11 protein-coding genes are annotated in these 12760 nt (G+C 69.8%); 4 read left to right on the top strand and 7 right to left on the bottom strand.

Translation table 11 applies throughout. The features are described 5' to 3' along the window. Window positions 1-362: 362 nt before the first annotated feature. From AB0B82_RS03290 to AB0B82_RS03280, 3 genes are all read right to left on the bottom strand, one after another. Window positions 363-2450: a molybdopterin-dependent oxidoreductase gene (locus AB0B82_RS03290; protein WP_360161939.1), complete on the bottom strand. Its 2088-nt coding sequence runs from the start codon at window positions 2448-2450 to the stop codon at window positions 363-365. Window positions 2451-2484: 34 nt separating this feature from the next. Next, complete coding sequence (locus AB0B82_RS03285; protein ID WP_360161937.1) at window positions 2485-3000, bottom strand: AAA family ATPase; 516 nt, start codon at window positions 2998-3000, stop codon at window positions 2485-2487. A 78-nt stretch (window positions 3001-3078) separates the two neighbouring features. Then, window positions 3079-3687, bottom strand: coding sequence for a TetR family transcriptional regulator C-terminal domain-containing protein (locus AB0B82_RS03280; RefSeq protein WP_360161935.1), 609 nt, complete (start codon window positions 3685-3687; stop codon window positions 3079-3081). A gap of 77 nt (window positions 3688-3764) precedes the next feature. Between AB0B82_RS03280 and AB0B82_RS03275 the strand changes: the two genes are divergently transcribed. The 3 genes from AB0B82_RS03275 to AB0B82_RS03265 are packed head-to-tail and all read left to right on the top strand — an operon-like array spanning window position 3765 to window position 5680. After that, window positions 3765-4334: a 2TM domain-containing protein gene (locus AB0B82_RS03275; protein ID WP_360161933.1), complete on the top strand. Its 570-nt coding sequence runs from the start codon at window positions 3765-3767 to the stop codon at window positions 4332-4334. Window positions 4335-4374: 40 nt separating this feature from the next. Then, window positions 4375-5016, top strand: coding sequence for a Pr6Pr family membrane protein (locus AB0B82_RS03270; RefSeq protein WP_360161931.1), 642 nt, complete (start codon window positions 4375-4377; stop codon window positions 5014-5016). A gap of 4 nt (window positions 5017-5020) precedes the next feature. Next, complete coding sequence (locus AB0B82_RS03265) at window positions 5021-5680, top strand: hypothetical protein (RefSeq protein WP_360161929.1); 660 nt, start codon at window positions 5021-5023, stop codon at window positions 5678-5680. 131 nt (window positions 5681-5811) lie between these two features. Here the strand turns inward: AB0B82_RS03265 and AB0B82_RS03260 are convergent, their stop codons facing one another. Beyond that, window positions 5812-6459: a transglycosylase family protein gene (locus AB0B82_RS03260; RefSeq protein ID WP_360161927.1), complete on the bottom strand. Its 648-nt coding sequence runs from the start codon at window positions 6457-6459 to the stop codon at window positions 5812-5814. A 427-nt stretch (window positions 6460-6886) separates the two neighbouring features. Here AB0B82_RS03260 and AB0B82_RS03255 point away from each other — a divergent pair, with 427 nt between their 5' ends. Further along, window positions 6887-7486 carry a response regulator transcription factor gene (locus AB0B82_RS03255; RefSeq protein ID WP_360161925.1) on the top strand — a complete coding sequence of 200 codons (600 nt, stop codon included), beginning with the start codon at window positions 6887-6889 and terminating at the stop codon, window positions 7484-7486. Between the two features lie 10 nt (window positions 7487-7496). Here AB0B82_RS03255 and AB0B82_RS03250 read toward each other — a convergent pair whose 3' ends face one another. From AB0B82_RS03250 to AB0B82_RS03240, 3 genes are read right to left on the bottom strand one after another with little or no spacing between them, the layout of a single operon-like run. Continuing rightward, complete coding sequence (locus AB0B82_RS03250; protein ID WP_360161923.1) at window positions 7497-9164, bottom strand: ABC transporter ATP-binding protein; 1668 nt, start codon at window positions 9162-9164, stop codon at window positions 7497-7499. A 7-nt stretch (window positions 9165-9171) separates the two neighbouring features. Next, window positions 9172-10824, bottom strand: a complete 1653-nt coding sequence (locus tag AB0B82_RS03245) for an ABC transporter ATP-binding protein (protein ID WP_360161921.1) — start codon at window positions 10822-10824, stop codon at window positions 9172-9174. Further along, window positions 10821-12680: a prolyl oligopeptidase family serine peptidase gene (locus tag AB0B82_RS03240; protein ID WP_360161919.1), complete on the bottom strand. Its 1860-nt coding sequence runs from the start codon at window positions 12678-12680 to the stop codon at window positions 10821-10823. Before AB0B82_RS03240 ends, AB0B82_RS03245 begins: the two co-directional genes overlap by 4 nt. Between the last annotated feature and the right edge of the window lie 80 nt (window positions 12681-12760).

The following is a 12760-nucleotide window of genomic DNA, read 5'->3' as shown; positions in this document are numbered from 1 at the left end:
GGGTGTTGGGGGTCCCCCCCCCTTCACACGGGTCAGGAACCCACAACACGATGGGTGAACCCACCGTGCGGGGACAACCGCGGCTGTCCAGCGCGGCTGTCCAGCGCGGCTGTCCAGCGCGGGCGCCGAGCGCGGCTGTCCAGCGTGGCCGTCCGGCGCGGGCGCCGACTCGGGAACCCGGCCCGGGCCCACCCACGGATCGGGCACAAGAGCTGGATAACCGCTGGTGTTGGGGGTCTTCGTTGATACAAGGACGAACAACCCCCAACGAGCGTGGTTATCCGTCCGTACGCGGTCCGGGCGGATCGGGCCGGCGGTGATGTGGCGGGTCGGCGGCGGTGATGCGGCGTAGTGTGGGCGGGTCAGCTTGCCGTGACGGTGACGGGTACGCCGTTGACGGCTGCCGTCCCCGCGGTGGGGTCGACGAACGCGGCATCGGTGATGTCGTTGGCGCTCGGACCCGGCACGCGGTTGGCCACCGAGAGGCGGGCGCCCGGGCGGCCGTGGCCGAAGCCGTGCGGGAGGCTCACCACGCCGCGCATCATGTCGTTGCTCGCGGCAACTTCCACCGAGATCGTACCCGCGGCCGAGCTGACGCTGACGACTTGGCCGTCGGTCAGTTCGCGTTCGGCCAGGTCGTCCGGATGCATCAGGAGGTGGTGCCGCGGCTTGCCCTTCACGAGTCGCTCGGAGTTGTGCATCCACGAGTTGTTGTTGCGCAGGTGCCGCCGCCCGATGAGCAGGAGTTCGCCGTCCTCCAGCGGCGGCAACGCGTCGAGGCGTGGCAGGTCGTCGAGGATCATTCGTTGCGCGAGGTCGATGCGTTTCGTCTTGTGGTGCAGCGCTTCGGGCAGTGCGGGCTGCAGTGGTCCGAGGTCGATCCCGCCCGGATTCTTGCGCAGCGCGCGCAGCGACAGCCGGTACGGCCCGATCCGTAGCCCCGCGGCCACGATCTGCCGTGGCGGCACCTTGAGTCGCGCTGTCGTCAGCGCGCGGCGCCGGCTCCAGGGCGTCCGCCGTACCAGCGCCAGCCCGAGGTCGCGGAAGATCTCCCACTCGTGCCGTGCCGACGCGGGTTTCGGCAGTACGGCGTCGTTCCACCGGGCGGTGTTACGGACGGCGAGTTGGTGGAAGACCAGGTCGTAGTGCTCTCGCTCGAGCGGTGGCGCGGGCGGCAGGATCACGTCGGCGTGCCGCGTCGTCTCGTTGATGTACGGGTCGATCGAGACCATGAAATCGAGGGAGCCGAGCGCTTCGTCGAGCCGGCGTCCGTTCGGGGTCGACAGCACCGGATTGCCCGCGACCGTGAGCAGCGCGCGGATCTGTCCTTCGCCCGGCGTCAGGATCTCCTCGGCCATCGTCGACACCGGCAGTTCACCGCCGAACTCGGGCAGCCCGCGCACCCGGCTCTTCCAGACGCCGATGTGCCCGCGCCCGATGCCCAGCAGCGGGTTCACCGCCGGCCGCGGGAACATCGTCCCGCCGGGCCGGTCGAGGTTGCCGGTGATGATGTTCAGCACCTGGATCGCCCACTGGCAGACCGCGCCGAACTGCTGCGTCGACACCCCGACGCGCCCGTAACAGGCGGCCCGGTCCGCGGTCGCGAACTCGGTCGCGATCCGCCGGATCTCCGCGGCCGGGATCCCGGTGAGCTCGGCGGCGCGCTCCGCCGTCCACTTCTCCACCGCGGACTCGACCGTCGCGAGCCCGTCGACGTACGACGCGACGCGCGCGTGACCGTCCGAGATCACCTGGTGGATCAGCGCGAGCAGCAACGCCGCGTCCGTCCCCGGCCGGACGAAGAGATGTTCGTCGGCGACCGCTGCGGTCTCGGTCCGGCGCGGATCGACGACCACCACCTTGCCGCCGCGCTTGCTGACCTCCTTGAGCCGCCGCCCGAAGCCGGGCGCGGTCATCATGCTCCCGTTCGACGCCAGCGGGTTTGCGCCGAGCATCAGCAGGTACGACGTCCGGTCGATGTCCGGTACGGCGACCATCAACTGGTGCCCGTACAACAGGTGGGACGCGAGCATGTGCGGCAGCTGGTCGATCGAGGTCGCGCTGAACCGGTTCCTGGTCCGCAACTGCCGGACCATCGTCGGCAGGTGGGTCAGGCTGCCGAGGCTGTGCACGTTCGGGTTGCCCAGATACACCCCGACCGCGTTCTGGCCGTGCGCACGCTGGATCGCGGTGAGTTTGCCGACGACGAGTTCGTACGCTGCCTCCCAGCCGATCTGCTGCCACCCGTCGGCCGTCCGCCGAACCGGTGTGGTCAACCGGTCGGGATCCTCCTGGAGATCGCGCAGCGCGACCGCCTTCGGGCAGATGTGCCCGCGGGACAGCGGGTCGGACTCGTCGCCGCGGATGTCGGTGACTTTGCCGTCCTCGACGGTGACGAGGACACCGCAGATCGCTTCACACAGAGTGCAGGACGTCCGCCGTACGGTCATCCACTCAAACTACCCCTGGGTAACGGATGGCGCATCAGTCGAAGCGCGCCTCGTCGAGCCGGCCGAGGATCGCGTCGACCGTCTCGCCGACCGAGAGGTCGGAGTTGTCCAGCCAGAGCCCGCGCCGCGGACTGAACGCGTGCAGCTCGTAGTCCAGCTCGTCGACCAGGTGATGCGCATCGCCGCCGAGCCGGGTCGAGATCACCTCCGGGCGCGGCGTCAGGACGACGAGGTACCGCGGTCGCGTCCGGATGCCGTCCAGGAATTCGCGCAGCAACTCGCCGATCACCACGTCCTGGAGCACCACGGTGAAACCGGCCCGCGCGTACTCGTCGGCGGCCTGGCAGGCCAGCCGGTAGCGCAGCTGCAGTTGCCGTTGCGCCTCGATGACGTCGTCGGCCATCGAGGCCTGACCGCTCACGATCATCCGCCGGAACACATCCCCGCGCAGGTGCACGCCGAACTGGAATCTCTCGGCGAGCATCTGGGACACCGACGACTTCCCCGCCGCCATGATCCCGCTGACGACGATCACCCCCTCGGATTCCATGCGGTGATCGTGCCACGTGCCGCGCGGTTTTGACCCGGTCGGCGAAAAACTTGTCCGAAAACCCAGGTTTTCAAGGGGTTACGAGTCCGCCGCGATGACGCTGTCGAGGTGCCGGCGCATCAGCTCGCGGACCCGGTCCGGGGTGGTGCGTTCGGGCTGGATGGCGGCGTGCAGCGCGAGCCCGTCGAGCACAGCGTGCAGCAGTTCGACCTCGCGCGCCTGGTCCAGTCCCGGTTTCAGTAGGCCGGCGTCGGCGAGGCCCTTGACGAGGGACGCACAGAGGTCGCGCAGTTGGCCGTGGACGCTGTCGACGTGGTCGTGCAGCGCGCCGGCGCCGCTCTCGGCCTGGGCCTGTGCCAGGAACGCCAGCCAGATGTCGAACTCCGCCCGGCGTTCGGCGTCCAGCGGGAGGACCTCGTCGAGGTAGCGCAGGACGATCGCCGGCAGGCTGCCGGTCGCCTCGATCGCCGCGATCCGGTCGGTCACCCGGCGGGACACCAGATCCATCGCGAAGCTGAGCAGCCCCTCCTGATCGGGGAAGTAGTACCGCACGGCACCGGCGGACCAGCCGGCCTCGGCCGCGACCGTGCGCACCGAGGCGGCCCGGATGCCGTCCCGGCGGACCACGCGCCACAGCGCCTCCGCGATCTCCTCGCGGCGGGTGGCGTGGTCGACGATCTTCGGCATGTGGTCCTTTTTAGCACACCTGTGTTAATCTCTTTTCCAACACAGTTGTGCTGAAAAACTCTCGGAGGGGAATCACCGTGCTGATCGCTGTGATCGCCGCGTGCGAGATCGGATTCTGGGTGCTGCTCGCGGCCGGGCTCGCCGCCCGCTATCTGCTGCGTTGGCGCAAGGTCGGGCTGGTGCTGCTGGCCGGCGTGCCGTTCGTCGACGTGGTCCTGCTGGCCGCGAGCGTCGCGGACATCCATCGTGGTGGGGAGCCGTCGTTCAAGCACTCCCTGGCCGCCATCTTCATCGGCGTCAGCGTCGGCTTCGGGCATCAGACGCTGAAGTGGGCGGACCGGTGGGGTGCGCACTACCTCGGCGGCGCGCCGCGCCCGGTGAAGCCGCCGAAGAAGGGGCCGGAGCGAGCCCGCCGCGAACGCGCCGGGTGGTACCGGCACCTGCTCGCGTACTGCGTCGGGGTCGGCATCATGGTGCTCCTCGGCCTGCTGTCCGGCCGCGGGTACGACGCGGTGCTCGGGCCGGCGTGGACGTGGACGATCGTGCTGGTGATCGATGCGATCGTGTCGTTCAGCTACAGCTTCGAGGGCGCGGACCCGTCGGAGGACGAGCCCGCGGGCGCGCCGCGCGAGAAGCAGTCGCTCTGAGTTCCCGCCGGGCGCCGGGTGGTCGTCGTACATTGCGCTCATGACGAAGACGGGGCGCACCTGGGCCTGGCTGACCGTGGCGATCGTGGTGGCGGGGATCGCGATCCAGTTGCCGCTGTCGGCGGGCAACGAGGAGGGGTTCTTCTCGACCGAGGCCGAGCGGGTGGCCAACGTGTTCGCCTACTTCACGATCCAGTCGAACCTGTTGCTCGGCGGTACGGCGTTGCTGCTCGCGCTGGCACCGAACCGTCCGCGCGGTCAGGTGTTCCGGACGCTGCGATTGAACGGCGTGCTGTGCATCGCGGTGACCGGCATCGTCTATCACCTGGTACTGGCCGGGCTCGACGACCTGAGTGGATGGTCCGCTGTCACGAACTTCCTGCTGCACACCGCGGCGCCGGTCGCCGGCGTACTGGGGTGGCTGCTGTTCGGGCCGCGTGGTCAGACGGACTGGCGGATCGTCGGGTGGTCGATCGTGTATCCGTTGCTGTGGCTCGCGTTCACACTGGTCCGCGGTGCGTTCGTCGGCTTCTACCCGTATCCGTTCGTGGACGTGGGCGAGCACGGGTACGCGCGGGTGCTGCTGAACTGTCTGCTGGTGGCGGTACTGTTCCTGGCTCTGGCGGCGGGGGCGACCACCCTCGACCGCCGGCTGCACCGGAAGACCACCGTCGAAAGGTAAACCCGTGCTGGTGACCTCGCGCTCGTACGCCGAGTACGAAGCGATGTTCGACCTGAAGGTCCTGCCCGAGTCTGTGCTCGACTGCTGCGCGGGCGGCGCCGGCTTCACCGCCGAGGCCGCGGCCCGGGGCGTCGACGCGATCGCCGCCGATCCGGCGTACGCGAAGGATCATGCCGAGCTCGTCGACGCCGTGCGCCGCAGCCTGCCGGCCACGGCGGGGATCGTCGACGAGCATCGGGGCAGTTTCGTCTGGCACTGGTACGGCTCACCGGAGCGGAAGGACCAGCACCGCATCGAGGCCGCCGACCGATTCCTCCAGGACGTCGCGGCGGCGCCGGAGCGGTACGTCGCCGCGGGCCTGCCGGAGCTGCCGTTCGGTGATCGGCGGTTCGAACTGGTGCTCTGCTCACATCTGCTGTTCACCTGGGCGGACAAGTACGACCTGGACTGGCACACGGCCGCACTGCGCGAACTGATCCGGGTCAGCAACGCCGAGGTGCGGGTGTTTCCACTGGTCCAGCAAGGCGCGGGTGCGCCGGTCCCGTGGATGGCCGAGTTGCTCGGGCGGCTGGAGTCGCTCGAAGGGGTGACCACGGAGATCCGCAAGGTGCCCTACGAGTTCCAGGCCGGCGCCAACGAGATGCTGGTCGTCACCCGCACCTGAAGCTGGTGCTTCCCACCCGTCGCGTGCCACGAGCAAGCGGATGCCTGCCCGCCACGATGGGTGGGAAGCGGTCCGGAAACGGCCGGGCGGGCGGGGGAGGACGGTCGACTGCCGCTCGCCCGGCCGGTCGGTCAGCGCAGGTACTTGCCGCAGACCGGCCACGGCGAGGCGCCGCGCTGCGCGTAGAGCTTCTTCGCGCGCATCAGCTGCTCGGCCGCCGAGGCCTTCGCCGGGTTGCCGGAGCCGCCGACACTGCGCCAGGTGCGCAGGTCGAACTGGAACAGCCCGTAGTAGCCGGCCGGGTTCACGGCGCGCGGGTTGCCGCTGGACTCACAGTTCGCGACCTTCGCCCAGGCGCCGCTCAGGTTCGCCTTGCCGCTGGTCCGCGGGCGGTCCTCGGACCGGCTGCTCTTGGTCTTCCGGTCGGACTTCGTGGTCTTCCGGGTCTCGGACTTCCGGGACTCCGACTTGCGGGTCTCGGACTTCTTGGTGGTCACCCTCGGTGCCGTGGACTTCTGGACGCCGTCCAGCGAGAGGGTCTGCCCGATCAGGATCAGATCGGGGTCCTTCAGGTTGTTGATCCGGGCCAGTTCACGCCAGTCGGCGCCGTTGGCCTGCGCGATCTCGGAGAGCGTGTCACCGGACTTGACCGTGTAGTCGGTCGCGAACGCCGACGCGGCGCCGGCGGCGGTGATACCGGCTCCGAGGCCGGCGATGGAGAGGGTCCGGGCCACCCGGCGAGTGCTTCGCCGGGCGCGCGCATGTCGAGCCTTGGACATCTGAAAAGCGCTCCTCGTGAGATTGGGCATGGTGGAACGCACCGTGCAGGGGAGGGCATCCGGGCGCATCACGAGTCAGGTCACAGGACAGCGTCCGAATGGTCACGCCACGGTAACGACGCGACCTGAGCCATCCTGGGCGAGGATCGGTCGAAACGCAAGACCAATCCGGGATCTGCCCCAACTTTTTCTGACCTCCGAGCGTCCGGAAGCCCAACAACAGAACGGTTTCCGGCGTTGGGTGACGCTGTGGCACAGGGTGGAACCGATCGGTTTTGGTACCGAAAGTAGTGCCCCGGAATCAGGTTGTGCGTGCCCTTCGGAGCGGTCACTCGTTGATCGGAATACGGGCAACCGCCGTCCGGCAGCTGGTGACGCCGCTGAGGGGCCGGTGGTGAGGCAACGGACGGTAATGGGGGCTGGAGCGGTGATCCGAGTGGTTCTCGGCCATCGCGGCACGTTGGTGCGGGGCGCACTGGCCGCGGTGCTGGCACGGGAGAACGACCTGGACGTGGTGGCGGAGGTGGATCGCACGGAGGACGTCCTCCAGGTGGCCGGCCGGCACCCGGACGTGTTCCTGGTCGAGCCGCAACTGCCCGGCCGGATCCGGATCGAGGAGTTGTGCCGCAAACTGGCCGGCCGCGGCGTACTGGTGCTGATCGACCACGAGTCGATCGCCGCGACCAGGCTCGCCCTGGTCAAGCAGGCGCCGCGGATCGGCTTGATCGCAACGGATGCGACCACGGACCAGTTGGTGCAGGCGGTGCGTGATGTCGCGAAAGGGCTGCCCGTGGTCGACGTACGGCTCGCGGTCGCGGCGTTGAAGGCGAACGACAATCCGCTGACCGACCGCGAATGCGAAGTACTGCGGCAAGTCACCACCGGGGCGACGGCGCAAGAGATCGCCCGCACGCTCAGCCTCAGCACGGGCACCGTGCGGAACTACCTGTCGCGGATCCTCACGAAGACCGGTTCGCGCAGCCGGATCGAGGCGATTCGCAAGGCGTACGAGGCCGGCTGGATCTGAAACCGCGACGCTAGACCCCAGGTGTCCAGCTGCCGTGCAGTTCGCGATACATCCGGGACGTGCGCAGCAGGCTCGCATGCGTGCCCAGCTTCGCCTGATTGCCGTCGAGCACCAGGATGCGCCGTGCGCGGAGCGCCGAGCTGATCCGGTGCGCGATCACGACCAACGTCCCGTTGCGTTGGGCAAAGGCATCCTCCGCTTGCCGCTCCGCCTCGGGGTCGAGGAAGCAGGTCGCTTCGTCGAGTACGACGAGCGGCGCCGGCGAGAGGTAGGCGCGAACCAGCGCGATCAGTTGCTTCTCGCCCGCGGACAGCTCGCCGGGCGCGACCTCGGCGTCGAGGCCGCCGATCCGCTCGATCAGTTGCTGGGCGCCGACCGACTTCGCGGCGAGCTCCACCTGATGATCGGTTGCGTCGGGCAATAAATACGTGAGGTTGTCGCGGACGGTGCCGCCGAAGACGTACGCCTCTTGCGGAATCAGCACTCTGGTCTGTGCGAGTCGATCGACCGCGACGTCGCCCGGCGGCGCGCCTCCGAGCAGGATCCGGCCCGCCGTCGGCTTCAGCATTCCGCAGATCAGGCCGGCCAAGGTCGACTTGCCGATGCCGCTCGGGCCGACGACGGCCAGATGTTCACCTTCGGGGATCGTGAGCTCGAGGTTGTCGAGGACCGGCTCGGCCTTCGGGCCGTACGCGAAGGTCAGCCCGTGCAGCCTGACCTGGTAGCCGGTGAGCTCGTCGACAGGCCGTCGTACTTCGGTGGGCGTCGAGGTGTCGAGGATGCGGCCGAGCGTGATCACGTACCGCAGGCCGCTGTCGCCGAGAGCGTTCATCACCGTGTTGAGCGCCGGTTGCAGACCGATCAGGACGTACGTCAGTCCGCCGAGCAACGTTCCGGTACTCACGCCGCGGCCGACGAGCCACGGGCCGGTGGCGAGCAGAATCAGCAACGGCAGCCAGCCACCGACCGCGAAGCAGAGCGTCCGGAGCGCGGAGACCTTCGCGAGCGCGCGTTCCGCGGCCGCGTGTGCCTCGATCGGACGGCTGGTCAGCCATTCGGCGTACTCCTCCGTGCCGGTCGCGGTGATGTCGCGGACGCCGCCGAAGACCATGCCGGCGGCGGAGGCGAGTTCCTCGTCGGCGGTCAGGGACGCGCGGACGCGGTGTGCCGCCATTCCGAGTACGGCCAGCGAGAGCGCGAATCCCAGCAGGAAGGGCGGTACGACGAAGGCGGCGACGAGCGGAGCGAGTGACAGCAACCCGGTCAGGACGCCGAACAGCGTGACCGCGAAACTGCGCAGTACGAGTACCAGGCCCGCGTACGTGTCGCGGACGATCTCGACCTGGCGGTTCAGGCGAGCGACCGCACCGTCGTCACCGGTCCGGAGCGCGCCGCGGACCACGCGACGGACGAGATCGTCCCGCAAGGGTTCGACCAGGTCACCGAGTCGTCCGTACACCTGACGTGCACCCGCCGCGCCGGCACCGGCCGTCGCGACCAGGCCGATCAGCCAGGCGATGCCCTGCCAGACCCGGCCGCCGAGGAAGCTGTCCGTCGCCCGCGCCACCGCGATCCCGTACACCGCCGTTGGGAGGATCTCCGGGACCGACCACGCGATCAACTTGACTGTGGCACGTTTTCGGAGCGCGGCGGCGCCGTACGACAGCTCTCGTCTCATGCTCGGCTCATCCGAACACGGCTCGGTACGACGGGTGGCGCCAGAGGTCGGCGTGCGGGGCGATCGCCCGGACCTGGCCGTGGTCGAGCCAGACGACCAGATCGGCGCGGGCCGCGGTGGCCGCGCGATGCGTGACGATCAGGCGGGTGCGGTGGTGCCGGTCGTCGGTGAGGGTGCGGCTGATCTGCCGTTCGGTCGCGGTGTCCAGACTCGACATCGCATCGTCCAGAACCAGCAACCGACTGGCCGGCCAGGCGCGGGCCAGGCCGAGGCGCTGCCGTTCGCCGCCGGACATCGGTGCCTTGCGCAACGAAGTGAAGTACCCGTCGGGGAGCCGGCTGACGAAGTCGTGCGCGTGCGTGGCGCGGGCGGCCGCCAGCGTGCGGACCGGGCTGACCGCGTGCGGGTCGATCGCCTCGCCGATCGTTCGGCCGACCAGCTGCGGGCGCTCGAACGCGCAGCCGACCGCGCTGCGCAGGACGTGCTTGCTGATGGCCGGCAGCGGTACGCCGTCCAGGCGGACCTGTCCGGTCGACGGATCGCGTAGGCGCGCGGCGACCGCGGCGAGGACGGACTTACCGGCGCCGCTCGGGCCGACGACAGCGACGGTGGCGCCGCCGGGAATGTCGAGATTCACGTTGTCCAGCAGGACGTTCCCGTCTGCGACAACGCTGACACCGTCGAAGGTCACCTGGCCCGGACCGGCCGGCAGCGGCAACGTGCCGTGGGCAACGGGCTCGATCGCGGTCACCTCGGCGGCGCGACGTACGCCGGCCTTCGCTCGGGCGAGCTCGCCGAGGACGCCGGTCAGGCTGCCGAGTCCCGCACCGAGGACGGCGTACTGCGACGCGGCGAACAGTTCGCCCGCGGTGATGTCACCACCGACGAGCTCGATGCCGCCGACCACGAGAACCGCGACCAGGACGAGCGGGCCGACCACCGCGGCCTGCGCGCCGGAGCGGGCCAGGATCTGCCAGGTGACCACCCCGTTGCGGTGCAGCTCGGGCAGTAGGCCGAGGATGCGGCGCTCTTCGCGCTCCGCCGTACCGGCCGCGGTGATCGTGCGGATGCCGGTCAGCGACTCCGACAGCAGCGCGGCGATGCGGCCCTGCGTCTCCTGGTAGGCGAGGCTGACGTCGGCGGTCCGCCGGGCGAACGTCCACAGCACCAGGACGACGAGCAGAACACCGCCGAAGAACGCGGCTGCGAGCCACGGATCGATCAGCGCGAGCAGGACGAGGCTGCCGAGCGGCGGAGCCACCGCTGCGATCGCCGTCACCGCCGCGGGCCCGGCCTGCGCGGCGTCGGTAGCGTTGGCCGATACGCGGGTGACGAGGTCACCGGTGTCGAACTCGCGGGCGCCGCCATGGCCGCCGCGGACGACATGCCGGACCAGCCGGTGCCGCAGCCAGGCGGTGGTGCGGGCGACACAGGCCGCGCCGGCGAATGCGTCGACGATGCCGGCCAGGACGCCGAGACCGATCAGCGCCGCGGCGATCACGAACCAGCGGGTGTAGCCGGATCCGGCGACGATCGCGTCGACCGACCGGCCGAGGACGGACGGCAGCGCGAGCGTGACCGCGCTGCCGACGAGCGCGTTGAGGCCGATCAGCGGCAGCCAGCCCCGGCCGTGCTTGGCGACCTCGCCGAAGCTCGTCATCGCCGAAGACCCGTCTGGTGCGCGATGAACGCGAGCATGTCAGCGGCCAGTCCGATGCCGCCGGTGGTGTGGCCGGAGTCAGCCTCGTACCTCAGCAGAACCGGACGATTGCTCGCTGTCGCGTGCTGCAGTGCCGCGCAGAACTTCCTTGCGTGCGAGGGATCCACGCGCGTGTCGTTGCCGAAGGCAGTCAGCAGGACGGCCGGGTACTTCACGCCGTCGGTGACCAGATGGTACGGCGAGTAGGCCAGCAGGACGCGGAAGTCCTCCGGGTCCTGCGGCGAGCCGTACTCCGCGGTCCAGCGCTCGCCGAGACCCGATCGGTCGTAGCGGATCATGTCGGTGAGCGGCGCCGAGCAGACCGCGGCGGCGAACAGTTCCGGGCGCTGGGTGAGGGCGGCGGCCGTCAGCAGCCCGCCGTTGGACTCACCGCAGATCGCGAGCTGCTCGGCTGTGGTCCAGCCTTCCGCGACGAGGTGTTCGGCGGCGGCGATGAAGTCGTCGATGCTCTTCTGCTTGTCGTGCCGACGGGCGGTGGTGGCGCCGTCGCCGCGGACGGTGGCCGTCACGAACGATCCGCCCGCTTCCACCCAGGCCAGCGCGAAGGCCGAGTACGTCGGCGTGAGCGACTGCCCGAATCCGCCGTACCCGTAAAGGATCGTGGGCCGTGGACCTGGCTTGCCGATGATGCGCAGCTCGCCCTCGGTGCCGTCCGCGGACCGGTAGCTGAGTCGGTGCGTCTCGAGGTGGTGCTGGTTCGGTGTTGCCCAGGCTGTCGTGGTGTTGGTGGCTGCGTCGTAGCAGTGGACCGTCGGCGGCGTGACGCTGTCGGTGTAGGTGAACCAGGCCCGGCTGCCGTGCGCTGACAGCGATCCGACGGAGCCGCGGCCCGGAAGGTCCAGGGTGCTGAGGCGGCGTCCGGTCTCACGGTCGTGCACGGTGATCTCGTCGGACTGGCTGACCAGGACGACTTCGTCGAGGATCGCCAGACCGGTGAGCGTCTTGTCCGGGCGGATGTAGTCGCGCCACCCGGTGGGATCGGTCGGGTCGCCGACGCAGATCCGCCCGGTCGGAGCGTCGTGTGCGGTGACGACGTACAGGCGGCCGTCCGGTCCGACCGACATGACGGTGGTGGCGTCCTGTGGGAGGTGCCGCGGTGGTGCGTCCGTGGTGAGGTCCGCGAGCCACACGTCGGTCGGCGTACAGATCGTCAGCCAGCGTCCGTCGGCGCTGAGCTCCAGGCCGTACGACGCCTCGTCGGCAAGGACTGTGACGTCGTCGGGGTCGCCCAGGCGGTGGCGGCGTACCTGACGGAAACGCACGTAGTAGAAGGCGTCGCCGCCGGGGAGCCAGGCGACGGGGGAGTACCGGCAGCCGTCGAGCGGGCCGTCGAGCACTCGACCGGTGGCGACGTCGAGGACGCTCAGCGAGGAGCGTTCGTCACCGCCGCGGGACAGTTGGTACGCGAGCTTGGTGCCGTCCGGTGACGGCTGCCATGCGTCGAGGGTGGTCAGGCCGCTCGGGTCGAGTTGTTTCGGGTCGAGCAGCGGCGTCTCGTCGACGTACAGCACGGGGTGCTGCCGGCCCGCCGCACGGCGCAGGGTGAAGCACCGGTCGCCACGCCAGACGGGTGTGGACACGCTGCTCACGTCCGAGAGTTGGCGGACACGGTTCTTCCAGGCGAAGCGGCCAGGCAGCGACGCGGCGTACGTCAGCCACAGCTCGTCCTGGTCACGGAGCCAGCGCGTGGTCGCCGGGTCGGCGGGATCCTCGAGCCGGCGGTACGGATCCGCGACCACACAACCGTGCAGCTGCTCCACGAGCGCGAGCCGCTCGGCATCTGGAGGGGATGGCACGGGTCGATCACCTCACTCTCTTCCCCGTCGACCAGCTCAACGAGCCGCGCGGCTCGGAGCTATCGCCGTCGAAACAGGTC

Source organism: Kribbella sp. NPDC048915 (assembly GCF_040649595.1).
GTDB lineage: Bacteria > Actinomycetota > Actinomycetes > Propionibacteriales > Kribbellaceae > Kribbella.
This window is presented reverse-complemented; position numbering and strand designations above follow the sequence as displayed.

Coding starts and splice junctions, on each gene's coding strand:
- AB0B82_RS03290 (WP_360161939.1), bottom strand. CDS start 2,450: ATGACCGTACGGCGGACGTCCTGCACTCTGTGTGAAGCGATCTGCGGT.
- AB0B82_RS03285 (WP_360161937.1), bottom strand. CDS start 3,000: ATGGAATCCGAGGGGGTGATCGTCGTCAGCGGGATCATGGCGGCGGGG.
- AB0B82_RS03280 (WP_360161935.1), bottom strand. CDS start 3,687: ATGCCGAAGATCGTCGACCACGCCACCCGCCGCGAGGAGATCGCGGAG.
- AB0B82_RS03270 (WP_360161931.1), top strand. CDS start 4,375: ATGACGAAGACGGGGCGCACCTGGGCCTGGCTGACCGTGGCGATCGTG.
- AB0B82_RS03260 (WP_360161927.1), bottom strand. CDS start 6,459: ATGTCCAAGGCTCGACATGCGCGCGCCCGGCGAAGCACTCGCCGGGTG.
- AB0B82_RS03250 (WP_360161923.1), bottom strand. CDS start 9,164: ATGAGACGAGAGCTGTCGTACGGCGCCGCCGCGCTCCGAAAACGTGCC.
- AB0B82_RS03245 (WP_360161921.1), bottom strand. CDS start 10,824: ATGACGAGCTTCGGCGAGGTCGCCAAGCACGGCCGGGGCTGGCTGCCG.